Origin of the sequence: Tahibacter amnicola (assembly GCF_025398735.1) — a bacterium.
GTDB lineage: Bacteria > Pseudomonadota > Gammaproteobacteria > Xanthomonadales > Rhodanobacteraceae > Tahibacter > Tahibacter amnicola.
Genome location: NZ_CP104694.1, coordinates 1,933,417 through 1,945,470, shown reverse-complemented (window position 1 = coordinate 1,945,470; position 12,054 = coordinate 1,933,417). Strand labels below are relative to the sequence as shown.

Below are 12,054 nucleotides of genomic sequence, written 5' to 3'. Positions count from 1 at the left end.
ACTCACCACTCGTCTGTTTATGGTTCCGGCGCGTTGCCGGCCCTTTGGCTACATTGTGCCGCGAGCCATTCGCGGCGGAATTCTTCCAACAACTGTCGCGCTTCGCCGTCCAGGTCCGCGCGTGCGAGCAGATCGGGGCGTCGCAACCAGGTACGGCCCAGCGATTGCTTCAGGCGCCAGCGACGGATCATCGCATGGTTTCCCGACTGCAACACATCCGGTACAGCGCCAAGCGCATCCTGCATGGGTCTCGCATAGTGCGGGCAATCCAACAATCCGTTGGAGAACGAGTCTTGCTCGGCCGACGCGGCATCGTTCAATGCCCCGTCCTGCAGGCGACCGATCGCGTCGATCACCACGGCCGCGCCCAGCTCGCCACCTGACAAAACGTAGTCGCCGATGGAGAGTTCCTCGTCGACTTCCCGCTCGATCAGGCGTTCGTCCACACCTTCATATCGTCCGCAAAGGAGGATCAATCGCTCCTCCCGCGCGAGCCCGGCCACCCTGGCCTGTGTCAGCCGCGCTCCCTGCGGACTCAGGTAAATCGTTCTTGCCGCCGACGGAGCCGCAGCCCGGGCCGCCGCCAGTGCCGCCCGGAGCGGCTGGATCAGCATCACCATGCCCGGCCCGCCGCCGCAGGTGCGGCCATCGACCGTACGGTAGTTGTCAGTCGCGAAATCGCGTGGATTCCACGATTCCACCGTCAGCAGGTTCCGTTCCTGCGCCCGGCCAACCACTCCGACCGAAGCACATTGGCGGATGAACTCGGGAAACAGCGTGATGACGTCGATGCGCACCGCGCCGTCCTCGACTTCTAGAACTCCGGATCCCAGTCGACCACGATGCGCCGGGCATCGAAATCGATCTCGGCAACGTACTGGCCGACTACGAAGGGAACCATCCGTTCACGTTCGGCGTCCTTCGCAACCAGGACGTCGTTGGCGCCGGTCGAGAACAGGTGCGAAACGCGACCGAGTGGAATTCCCTCTGTCGTCACCACATCCAGCCCTTCCAGATCGGCCCAGTAGTACTCGCCGGGCTTGGGCGGCGGCAAAGCCGACCGCAAGACCCAGATTTCCGTGCCGATCAGGGCGGCTGCCTGTTCGCGTTCACAGACGCCGGGCAATTCGGCAATCATGCCCTTGCCCTGCTCGCGACCACGACAGCCTTGAATCTCCTTCTCCCCCGACGCCGATTTCAAGATCCAGGGTTGGTACTTGAAAATCTGCATTCGCGGGTTCGTCCAGGACTCGAGCTTGATCGCCCCCTGGACGCCTGATACGCCGACGATCCTTCCAACCAGGATCCGTCGTTCGACGCTCTCGCTCAAGCGCGGACCGCTTAGGCGGCTGCGGCCTGCTTCGAGGCCTTCTTCAGCAGGGCCCGGACCTTCTCGGTCGGCTGGGCACCCTTGGCGATCCACTCGTTCGCGCGGGCAACGTTCAGTTCCAGCGGAACTTCCTTGCCGGCGGCGATCGGGTTGAAGAAGCCGAGACGTTCAATGCTGCGGCCGTCACGGGCATAGCGCTCGTCAGCAACGACGATGTGGTAGAACGGACGCCCTTTGGCGCCACCGCGGGACAGGCGAATCTTGACCATTGGTCGATTTTCTCTATAGGTAGTCGGGCCGGTCGCAGGCGCAACGAGCCCCGGGAAACGCGGCATTGTAGCCGAATAATTCGAAAAATAAAGCCCGGCACGTATTTTGGGGCGGACAAACCCGCCGGGACCGCCCTGAAAACCTTCCGAAACGCCCGCCAGGACGCCTCAGCGCATCATCCCGCCGCCGCCCGGAAAGCCGCCGCCGCCCATGCCACGCATGGCGCCGGACATGGAGCGCATCAGGCCCTTGAGGCCGCCGCCCGCGAGCTTGGACATCATCTTTTCCATCTGCTGGTACTGCTTGAGCAACTTGTTCACGTCGGCGGGCAACGTACCCGAACCGCGCGCCACGCGTGCCTTGCGCGAACCATTCAGGAGATCCGGATGACGGCGCTCCTTCTTGGTCATCGAATTGATGATCGCGATCATGCGGTGCACTTCGCGATCGTTGACCTTGGATTTGACGTTCTCCGGCAAACTGTTCACGCCCGGCAATTTCTCCATCAAGGACCCCAGTCCGCCCATGCTCAGCATCTGCTGCAGCTGGTCGCGCATGTCATTGAGGTCGAAACGCTTGCCCTTCATGACCTTTTCGGCCAGCTTCTGGGCCTTTTCCTGGTCGACCTTCTGCTCGACCTGCTCGACCAGCGACAGCACGTCGCCCATGCCCAGGATGCGCTGGGCGATGCGGTCGGGGTGGAACGGGTCCAGCGCCTCGGTCTTCTCACCGGCGCCGATGAACTTGATCGGCCGGCCAGTGATGTAGCGCACCGACAGCGCCGCGCCGCCACGGGCGTCGCCGTCCGTCTTGGTGAGGATCACGCCACTCAGCGGCAGCGCCTCGGCGAAGGCCTTGGCCGTATTGGCGGCGTCCTGGCCGGTCATCGAATCGACCACGAACAGGGTTTCGATCGGGTTCAGGGCCGCGTGCAGCGCCTTGATCTCGACCATCATGTCCTGATCGACATGCAGGCGGCCGGCGGTATCGACCAACAGCACGTCGGCGAAATTCTTTCGGGCCGCGTCCAGGGCGGCGCGCGCGATGGCGACGGGATCCTGGTCGCCGGCGCTGGGATGAAACAGCACCTCGACCTGCTCGGCCAGCACCCGCAATTGCTCGATAGCGGCTGGACGGTAGACGTCACAGCTGACGACCATGACCTTCTTTTTCTTCCGCTCCTTGAGGAAGCGGGCCAGCTTGGCGGTCGTGGTGGTCTTGCCGGCGCCCTGCAGGCCAGCCATCAGGACCACGGCCGGCGGCTGCGTCGCCAGGTTGAGGTCGCTGTTGACCGTTCCCATGACCGAGGTGAGCTCGTCACGCACCACGCGGACCAGGGCCTGGCCCGGAGTGAGGCTCTTGAGCACATCCTGGCCGACGGCGCGTACCTTGACGCGTTCGATCAGCGCCTGCACCACCGGCAGGGCCACGTCGGCCTCCAGCAGCGCAATGCGGACTTCGCGCAGCGACTCCCGGATGTTTTCTTCGGTCAGGCGCGCACGACCGCGCAGACGCTCAATGGTGGCAGACAGCCGCTGGCTCAGGGACTCGAACATGGACGCAAAGGTAGGCCGCTTGAAGGAGCGGGAGTATAGCAGCACCCGCCCGGGGGATCGCCGCCCCCGCACGATCCCTGTCGTGCAGCCGCGCCGCTATGCCACACTCGGCGGATGCTGCCCCTTGTCCTGGCTATCATCGCCACCGTCCTGTACCTCGCCGGCGCGCTGGCCATCGCCCAGCCGCTGCTGAACCGGCCGGCCCTCGTATCGCGCTCTGTCGGGCTCGCCCTGGCCGGCGGCGGCGTCGCGGCTCATGCGGCGGCCGAACTGCTCCGCCACGGCGGCGGAATAGACCTGCATTTCTTTACCGCCCTGTCCGTGGTGGTCCTGCTGGTCGCCGCCCTGACCCTGGCCGTCAACATCGCAAGACCAGTGGCCGGGCTCGGCGTGATCGTCTTCCCTCTGGCGGCGTCGCTGGTGACCCTGGACATTCTCGTCCAGCCATCCTCGCAACCCCTGTCGCTCGGCTGGCAGATCCAGCTGCACGTGGCCGTTGCCCTGCTCGCCTACGCCGTGCTGAGCCTGGCCGCCGTGCTGGCCATCCTGCTGCTCGGCCAGGAACGTGCGCTGCGCAATCATCGATTGTCCGGCGGGCTCGTCCGCGTGCTGCCACCCTTGACGCTCACCGAAGCCCTCATGTTCCGCCTGGTCGGAGCCGGCTTTGCACTGCTGACGCTCACCCTCCTGAGCGGTGTACTTTTCGTGGAGAACCTTTTCGCACAGCACCTGGTGCACAAGACCGTGCTGTCGCTGGTGGCATGGGTCGTGTTCGGCGTCCTGCTGTTCGGACGCTGGCGTTTCGGCTGGCGCGGCCGTCGCGCCGTACGGCTCGTGCTCACCGGCATGGGCGTGTTGCTGCTCGGCTTTTTCGGCAGCAAGTTCGTGCTGGAACTCGTGCTACAGCGCGCGAACTGACCAACGCGGCAAATGCCGCGACGAAAGTCGGGGGCACAGTGCTTGCCCCTGCCTGCCGCGGGCGTCAGAATCCTTCAGCAACAGGGGATTTGCCGTCGTTTCTTCCAGCAGTGTCGCGAACATGAACTCCCCAACCTCCAGCGCCGAGCGTCGCCGATTCCAACGATTCAACTTCGAAGGCACCGTGCGCCTGTATTCGGGCAGCGCCATGTGGGAGACAAAGCTTGTCGACGTCTCCCTGAAGGGCGTGCTGATTGAACGGCCGGTGGAATGGCAGGGGAAGCTGGGCGGCGGCCACCGCCTGGACCTGCGCATCAATGGCAGCGTGATCATCAGCATGGGCGTGTCGATTGCCCACGTCATGCCGCATCGCCTCGGCTGCCGCTGGGAGAAAATCGACCTGGACAGTTTCAGCCAGCTCAAACGGCTCATTGAGCTCAACCTGGGCGACCCCAGCCTGCTCAACCGGGAACTGTCCGCCCTGGGCTGATCCACCTGCGCTACTGAAAGAAAAGCAAGGTGCGTACCAGGTCGCGCCCGGCACCATCATGGTTACAAACTGCAACATGCTGGCATCAGGCGTCGCGGCGAGCGGCCGATTAGATGTCCTGCTCCACTGCCTTTGGGCATGGTGCAGTGCATGAAAACGTCAGCCAGCCTCGTCGCGATGAGCAATTACCGTTCCCGGGTGCGCCCGCCCGAACGTCTGCGATTCCGCGCCGCCAACGACGCGCCCCGCTCCGACGGTGAATGGGTCAAATGCCGGGACGGCCGCTCCCTCCGCCTGCGCCCCATTCATCCCGATGATGTCGTCGCGCTGCAACGTGGCTTCTCGCACCTGAGCGCCGAAGAAATACGCATGCGCTTCCTGCACGCGCTGACGGAGCTGCCGGATGCCCTGGCCACGCGCCTGTGCCAGATCGACCCAGACCGGGAAATCGCGCTGGTGCTGGTCGACGGACCGGAAGTGCCGGAACCTGAGATCCACGGCGTAGCCCGCGCCTACATCGACCCCACCACAGACAGCGCCGAGTTCGCCGTGATCGTGCAGAAAGCCCTGAATGGGCAAGGCTTCGGACGCCTGCTGATGCAGCGCGTGATCGCGGCGTGCCGCGCGCGCGGCGTGCGCGAAATCTGGGGCGACGTACTGGTCGAGAACGGCCGCATGCTCACCCTGTGCGACAGTCTCGGATTCCGTCGCGAACCGGTATTCCACGGCACGGGCCTTACACGCGTCCGTCTCGCAATCTGACGCTCGCGCCGCCAGCGCATCGCAGGCAGCCCCGCGCGATCGACAGCCGGCAGGACATCCCGGGCTGAACGGGCGGTCGCGGCCGCCACCGCTGCAATGCCCGGAATCGGCCGGCGGGTCCCCCAAACCGGGTAGACTTGTCGACCCCCGCCGGGGCGTGGCCCTGGCGCGTCTACTTCGATTCGTGCCGCGATGACCTCGATCCTGCCGCTTCCACCGCTCCCGACCGCCGCCAAAGTCCGTCGCTACTGGGAAACACCGCAAGGCTCCTCGGCCGCGCTCGCGTTTGCCGAAGTGGCGCGCCAGCACGCCGGGCTGGTTGTCGCCGTGACGCGCGACACACAGAGCGCCCACGCACTGGAGTCGGAACTGGCGGTATTCGCCGGCGGCTCGCTCGAAGTGCTGCATTTTCCCGATTGGGAAACACTGCCGTACGACCTTTTCGCGCCGCATCCGGAGATCGTCTCCCAGCGCGTCGCCACCCTGTTCCGGCTGCCGACCGTCCGTCGCGGCATCCTGGTAGTGCCGGCGGCAACCCTGATGCAACGCCTGCCGCCAACGAGCTATATCGGCGGAACCGGCCTGGCAATGCGCGTGGGCCAGACACTGCAGCTATCGATCGAGCAGCGTCGACTCGAATCGGCCGGATACCGCCACGTGCCGCAGGTGCTCGAGCCCGGCGATTTTGCCGTACGCGGCGCCCTGATCGACATTTTCCCCATGGGCGCGGCCGAGCCCTATCGCATCGAACTGTTCGACGAGGAGATCGAATCGATCCGCAGCTTCGATCCGGAAACGCAGCGCTCGGCTCAGAAAGTCGAAGAAGTGCGCCTGCTGCCGGCGCGCGAGTTTCCGCTGACGGATGAATCGACGAAACAATTCCGCACGCGTCTGCGCGAACGATTTCCGATCGACATCCGTCGTTGCCCGCTGTACCAGGATCTGAAAGAAGGCGCGACGCCGGCCGGCATCGAGTACTACCTGCCGCTGTTCTTCGAAACCACCGCCACCCTGTTCGATTATCTCGCCGGCGAATCGCTTTTCGTGCTGTGCGAGGGTGTGCTCGATGCGGCCGAGCAGTTCTGGAAACAGACTGCCGACCGCTACGACCAGCGCGCGCACGACATCGAGCGCCCGATCCTGCCGCCGGCCGAGCTGTACCTGTCACCGGACCTGCTGCGCGAGCAGCTCAACCGGCAGTTGCGTGTCGACATTGTCGCGAAAGGCGCCAACGAGCACGTCGTCAGCCTCGGCACGCAACCGGCGCCAATGCTGCCGATCAATCGCAAGAGCGACGCCCCGGCCGCCGAGTTGTCGCATTTTCTGGCGGCCTATCCGGGCCGCGTCTTTATTGCCGCCGATTCGGCCGGCCGGCGCGAAGCATTGATTGAACAGCTGGCGGCAGCGCAGATCCGTCCGGATACTGTGGCATCGTGGCAGGAGTTCCTGTCGATGCCCATGCGGCTGGCGATCGGCGTCGCCGCGCTCAATACCGGCTTCGCCCTGACCACCACGCCTGTCACGGTGCTGACCGAACGCGAGCTGCTGGGCGAGCGCGTCGCACAGCAGCGCCGCCGCAAACGTGCGGCGCGCGATCCGGAAACCATCATCCGTGATCTCACCGAGCTGGCCATCGGTGCGCCCATCGTGCACGTCGATCATGGCGTCGGCCGCTACCAGGGACTGATCAAGCTCGATGTCGGCGGCAGCGCCAATGAATTCCTCGCCATCGAATACGCCAAGAGCGACAAGCTCTACGTACCGGTCGCGCAGTTGCACCTGGTTTCGCGCTATTCGGGGTCGTCGCCGGAGCTGGCTCCGCTGCATTCCCTCGGCGGCGACGCCTGGGAACGTGCCAAGCGCAAGGCGGCGGAGAAGGTCCGCGACGTCGCGGCCGAACTGCTCGCCATCTACGCCCAGCGCGAGGCGCGCCAGGGCGTCGCCCTGCCCGTCGACCGGGTCATGTACGAACAGTTCGCCGCCGCGTTTCCATTTGAGGAAACGCCCGACCAGCTCAACGCCATCGATGCGGTTGTCGCGGACCTGGCTTCCGGCAAGCCGATGGATCGCGTCGTCTGCGGCGACGTCGGCTTCGGCAAGACGGAAGTGGCGCTGCGTGCGGCCTTCGTTACCGCGGTGGCCGGAAAACAGGTGGCCGTGCTGGTGCCGACGACACTCCTGGCGCAGCAGCACTACCAGAATTTCCGCGATCGCTATGCGGACTGGCCGATCCGTGTCGATGTCCTGTCGCGCTTCAAATCCAAGAAGGAAGTCGACGAGGCCATGAAGAAGCTGGCCGAAGGCCAGATCGACGTGATGATCGGCACGCACCGGCTGCTGCAGCAGGACGTGAAGTTCAAGGACCTGGGGCTGGTCATCGTCGATGAGGAACAGCGCTTCGGCGTGCGCCAGAAAGAGCAGCTCAAGAAGCTGCGCGCCGAGGTCGATCTCCTCACGCTGACCGCGACGCCGATTCCGCGAACCTTGAACATGGCCATGTCGGGCATGCGCGACCTGTCCATCATTGCCACGCCGCCGGCGCATCGCCTGGCGGTAAAGACCTTCATTTCCCAGTGGGATCCGGCCTTGCTGCGGGAGGCATTCCAGCGCGAATTGCAGCGCGGCGGCCAGGTGTATTTCCTGCACAACGAAGTCGACACCATCGAGAAGACCGAGCGCGACCTGCAGGCGCTGATCCCGGATGCGCGCATCCGGATCGCCCACGGCCAGATGCCGGAAAAGGAACTCGAGCAGGTCATGCTGGACTTCCACCGCCAGCGGTTCAACGTGCTGCTGTGCACGACGATCATCGAGTCGGGCATCGACATTCCGACCGCCAACACCATCATCGTCAACCGCGCCGACCGGTTCGGACTGGCGCAGCTGCACCAGCTGCGCGGCCGCGTCGGCCGGTCGCACCATCGCGCCTACGCCTATCTGATCCTGCCCGACCGCAAGTCGATCACCGCCGATGCGGAGAAACGCCTGGAGGCGCTGGCGTCGATGGAGGAACTTGGCGCCGGCTTCACGCTGGCCACTCACGATCTTGAGATCCGCGGCGCCGGTGAATTGCTCGGCGACGAGCAGAGCGGACAGATCCAGGAGGTTGGCTTCTCGCTGTACACGGACCTGCTCGAACGTGCGGTCCGCGCACTCAAGAGCGGGAAGGTGCCTGATTTCGAACTGGTCAACGAACACGAAGCCGAAGTCGAACTGCACCTGCCCGCCCTGATCCCGGATGACTACCTGCCCGATGTGCATGCCCGCCTGACGCTCTACAAGCGCATTGCCAGTGCGCGCGACTCGGACCAACTGCGCGAACTGCAAATCGAAATGGTCGATCGCTTCGGTCTGTTGCCCGATGCCGTCAAGAACCTTTTCGCCGTCACTGAGCTGAAGCTGCGCGCCACGGCGCTGGGCATCCGTCGCCTCGAACTCGGCGCCCAGGGTGGACGCGCTGTTTTTGGGAAGAATCCCAATGTGGAACCACTGACCGTGATCAAGCTGATCCAGAGCCAGCCGCGCGTGTTCACGCTCGACGGACAGGACAAGCTCAAGATCCGCATGGAACTGCCCGGCACCGCCGAACGCCTGCGCTCGGCCAGTGACCTGCTCGCCACGCTGGCGCAACGCAAAGCGGCCTAGCCCGTGTGCGGGTGCGGTGGGCGCCCGCATCGGTTACGCTTTCCCGATGCATACCCGAGCCCAAGAACTCATCCGCACGCTCCGGCTGGAACCGCACATCGAGGGCGGCCACTACCGGCGCATCTACGAATCCGCCAGTCGAGTCGGCTACACCGGCAACGAACAGCGTGCTGCTGCGACATCGATCTATTTTTTGCTGGCCGACGGTGAACTCAGTCGCTGGCACCGCGTGGATGCCGACGAAGTGTGGCACTTCTACGAAGGCCAGCCGCTGGAGCTGCTGCGCTACGATCCAGCCGAGAACACCCTCACGACACACACGCTGGGCCCCGCTTCGCGCGAATCCGCGCCTGTTTTCGTGGTCCCCGCCGGCATGTGGCAGGCGGCGCGCCCGCGTGGCGCCTACACCCTGGTTGGCTGTACGGTCGCACCCGGATACGAGTACCGCGGCTTTTCGCTGCTCGACCAGGCTCCCGAGGTGGCGCGCCAGATCGAGGAACTCAACCCGGACCTGATGGACCTGGCATGACGCGATGCGGCGCACGGCATGTCAGTCCAACGTCGTGGCCACGGCCGGTGCTGCATGGCCTGCTGCTCGTGAGCCTTTGCGGCTGCGCGATAACGCCCCGCCCTGCAACGTCGTGCGCACCGGGACTGCAGCCTCACATTCGCGACGTCCTGTACTTTGGGCAATCGCGTCCGGATGGCAGTGCCGTCACCCCGGAACAATGGGAAAAATTCCAGCACGATGTGCTCACGTCCGCGTTCCCTGAAGGCTTGACCGTGATTGACGGCGAAGGCTACTGGCGTTCAGAGGCCGGCTCGCTCGTACGCGAAGGCTCGCGGCTCGTCATCCTGCTGCACCCGCCCGGGGAAGCGTCCGGCGCAGCGGTGGATGACGTGATTGCCCGCTATCGCGTGCAGTTCCAGCAGGAGGCGGTGCTGCGCGAGCAGTCGGCCGTCTGCGTGCGTTTCTAGATGACGGACCACCTGACGCTCGCCAATTGCGTCGCTGGTACCGAGTTGTCGGCGTTGTGCGCCGCGCTCCAGGCGCTCGACGGCGAGCCGGCGACGGTTAGCGGCGCAAGCGCCTATACCGCCGTGCTTCCACTGATGCGGCGCGTGACGCGACTGGATGCGCCGGCAACGGCAATACAACAGGTGGAGCAGTGCTTCCTGCGCCTGCGTCCGTCCCTGGAAGCGCATTTTGATGTGCCGCTCGGCAGGCTGGAACCGCTGCAGTTCCTGCGCTACCGCACCGGCGATTTCTTCGTGGCGCACCAGGACGGCAACACACCGCTGATACGCGATGAGACACGGCATCGTCGGATCTCGATCGTGCTGTTCCTCAATGGACCGGCGCCGACCCCTGGCTCCCCCGGTTACGGCGGTGGTGAACTCGTGCTGCACAACCGCACTGGTACGACCGGCCATTGTGCCCTCGCGCCGTCGGCAGGCACTGTCGTGGCATTCCGGGCCGAAACCACGCACGAAGTGCTGCCCGTCACCCACGGTGAACGCCTGACCGTGATCGCATGGTTTCGCAGCGGCGACGCACGTTGATTCACGCAACGCTGCGACGCGCATCCAGCGCCAGCAGGATCCAGCCCACGATGAAGCACACGCCGCCCAGGGGCGTGATCATGCCGACTGCCCGCGGCGCACCGGATGCCAGCGCAAACAGGCTGCCACTGAAGAGAAAGATGCCCGCGAGAAAGATCCGCGCACTCCACCCGGCAAGTGGCGCTGCTTCACCACGCATCCGTTGCGCCGCGAACATCGCCGCCAGCACATGCCAGAACAGGTAGCTGACTGCGGTCTGCCAGGTCGCCAGTTGCGCCGTGTCGAAGACATTCTTCAGCGCGTGCGCGCCGAAGGCGCCGAGGGCAACACCCACGGCCCCGACAAATGCCGCGACCATCTGCAGGAAGAAGCTGATGCGCGCATCATCGCGTCCATCACCGGGAAATGCGCAGTCTAGCGACTGTCGCCGGGCGCAAGAATAGAAAAGCCGCGACACCGGAGTGTCGCGGCTTGTTCCGTCAGTACAGCCGAAGGATCGGACCAGCCATCCTATGGCAGTCCACTTTCAGCTTAGAAGCCGATCGACACGCGCTGGTCGATGAACAGCGGGCCCTTGGCCGAGTACGACGGCACCGGCGCGAACGCGCTGGCTTCCTGGCGGATGTGGCAACGCAGCAGGGCTTCGACGGTGTAGCTGCCGATATCCAGCGGCAGGTTCGTGTCGAGGGTCTTCAGCTCGACGTCGCCGCCGACGGTGTGGGTGCCACCTGCCGGAACGACGAACTGCGTGATGACCTGCGGGAACATGCGCTTGGCGGCCCACGAGGTGACGAACTGGCCCTGCGCATCGTTGATGACGATGTCGAACTGCTGGGTGCTCGGGCACTCGAAGGTCTGGTCCTGGTTCGACAGGTTCTCGATCTTCAGGCGCGCCGTGATCTTCGGCGTCACGTTCACCAGCACCTTCGGTCCCGGCAGTTCGGCGCTGACGCGGATGGCCGGCGTACCGAAGTAGGTTTCACCGATGCGCGCGCTCTGCAGCGAGTACTGGCGCGGACCGGCGATGCTGGTTTCCGCCCACTTCACGAGACCCGCACCCGGCGCGAACCACGCGCTGAGCAGGCCGCCGTCGGCGCAGTTGCGGGCGAAGTCGACCTGCACCACGTTGCTGAAGCGGCCGGCCGGAACGGTCAGCTGCTGGTTCTTGGCAACGATGGTGGCCGACTTGGTGCACGGGCCGAGCTGGGCGTTGAAGGTCGTGTTGACCGAACGCGAGAAGTCGATGAACACGCGCGACGGGCTCGACGGGGTCGCACGCAGCGAGATCTGACCGTTGAGGCCGACCGACAGGCCCGTGGGGCCGGCGCCCATCAGGTCGCTGACCTGGCGCCAGTCGTTGATAGCGGCGTTGACGGCGAATTCGCGGGTGACGTTGTTGTCACCGACGAACGTGGCCTTGTCGCCCTGGTTGAGGGGGAAGTAGCTGGACGCCGACTGCGCAGCGGCGCTGCCGGCGTAGGCGAGAACGATGGCGACGAAAAGATGCTTCCTCATGGTTC

Annotated in this window: 13 protein-coding genes; 7 read left to right on the top strand and 6 right to left on the bottom strand. The window is 65.1% G+C overall.

Annotated elements, in window-relative coordinates:
- Positions 1 to 17 precede the first annotated feature (17 nt).
- The 4 genes from trmD to ffh all read right to left on the bottom strand — a co-directional run bounded on the left by trmD (position 18) and on the right by ffh (position 3,156).
- Entirely contained in the window at positions 18 to 797 is a 780-nt protein-coding gene (trmD, locus tag N4264_RS08145; protein WP_261696556.1) for a tRNA (guanosine(37)-N1)-methyltransferase TrmD, read from the bottom strand.
- A 17-nt stretch (positions 798 to 814) separates the two neighbouring features.
- Positions 815 to 1,330: a ribosome maturation factor RimM gene (rimM, locus tag N4264_RS08140; RefSeq protein ID WP_261696555.1), complete on the bottom strand. Its 516-nt coding sequence runs from the start codon at positions 1,328 to 1,330 to the stop codon at positions 815 to 817.
- An 11-nt stretch (positions 1,331 to 1,341) separates the two neighbouring features.
- Complete coding sequence (gene rpsP / locus N4264_RS08135) at positions 1,342 to 1,599, bottom strand: 30S ribosomal protein S16 (protein WP_261696554.1); 258 nt, start codon at positions 1,597 to 1,599, stop codon at positions 1,342 to 1,344.
- A 168-nt stretch (positions 1,600 to 1,767) separates the two neighbouring features.
- Positions 1,768 to 3,156: a signal recognition particle protein gene (gene ffh, locus N4264_RS08130; protein ID WP_261696553.1), complete on the bottom strand. Its 1,389-nt coding sequence runs from the start codon at positions 3,154 to 3,156 to the stop codon at positions 1,768 to 1,770.
- 114 nt (positions 3,157 to 3,270) lie between these two features.
- On the opposite strand from ffh, the gene N4264_RS08125 reads away from it, so the two are divergent.
- From N4264_RS08125 to N4264_RS08095, 7 genes are all read left to right on the top strand, one after another.
- On the top strand, positions 3,271 to 4,074 hold the full coding sequence (locus tag N4264_RS08125) for a cytochrome C assembly family protein (RefSeq protein ID WP_261696552.1): 804 nt from the start codon (positions 3,271 to 3,273) through the stop codon (positions 4,072 to 4,074).
- A gap of 121 nt (positions 4,075 to 4,195) precedes the next feature.
- Positions 4,196 to 4,564, top strand: coding sequence for a PilZ domain-containing protein (locus N4264_RS08120; protein WP_261696551.1), 369 nt, complete (start codon positions 4,196 to 4,198; stop codon positions 4,562 to 4,564).
- A gap of 150 nt (positions 4,565 to 4,714) precedes the next feature.
- Positions 4,715 to 5,326 carry a GNAT family N-acetyltransferase gene (locus tag N4264_RS08115; protein ID WP_261696550.1) on the top strand — a complete coding sequence of 204 codons (612 nt, stop codon included), beginning with the start codon at positions 4,715 to 4,717 and terminating at the stop codon, positions 5,324 to 5,326.
- A 192-nt stretch (positions 5,327 to 5,518) separates the two neighbouring features.
- A complete protein-coding gene (mfd, locus tag N4264_RS08110) occupies positions 5,519 to 8,971 on the top strand; it encodes a transcription-repair coupling factor (protein ID WP_261696549.1) in 3,453 nt (1,150 codons plus the stop codon).
- A 46-nt stretch (positions 8,972 to 9,017) separates the two neighbouring features.
- Positions 9,018 to 9,500, top strand: coding sequence for a cupin domain-containing protein (locus tag N4264_RS08105; RefSeq protein ID WP_261696548.1), 483 nt, complete (start codon positions 9,018 to 9,020; stop codon positions 9,498 to 9,500).
- A gap of 47 nt (positions 9,501 to 9,547) precedes the next feature.
- Positions 9,548 to 9,949 (top strand): DUF3574 domain-containing protein, encoded by a 402-nt coding sequence (locus N4264_RS08100; RefSeq protein ID WP_261696547.1) that lies wholly within the window; start codon positions 9,548 to 9,550, stop codon positions 9,947 to 9,949.
- Entirely contained in the window at positions 9,950 to 10,534 is a 585-nt protein-coding gene (locus tag N4264_RS08095) for a 2OG-Fe(II) oxygenase (protein WP_261696546.1), read from the top strand.
- A gap of 1 nt (position 10,535) precedes the next feature.
- Here N4264_RS08095 and N4264_RS08090 read toward each other — a convergent pair whose 3' ends face one another.
- Positions 10,536 to 10,991 (bottom strand): DUF423 domain-containing protein, encoded by a 456-nt coding sequence (locus tag N4264_RS08090; protein ID WP_343231992.1) that lies wholly within the window; start codon positions 10,989 to 10,991, stop codon positions 10,536 to 10,538.
- Between the two features lie 74 nt (positions 10,992 to 11,065).
- On the bottom strand, positions 11,066 to 12,049 hold the full coding sequence (locus tag N4264_RS08085; RefSeq protein ID WP_261696545.1) for a BsuPI-related putative proteinase inhibitor: 984 nt from the start codon (positions 12,047 to 12,049) through the stop codon (positions 11,066 to 11,068).
- Positions 12,050 to 12,054 lie beyond the last annotated feature (5 nt).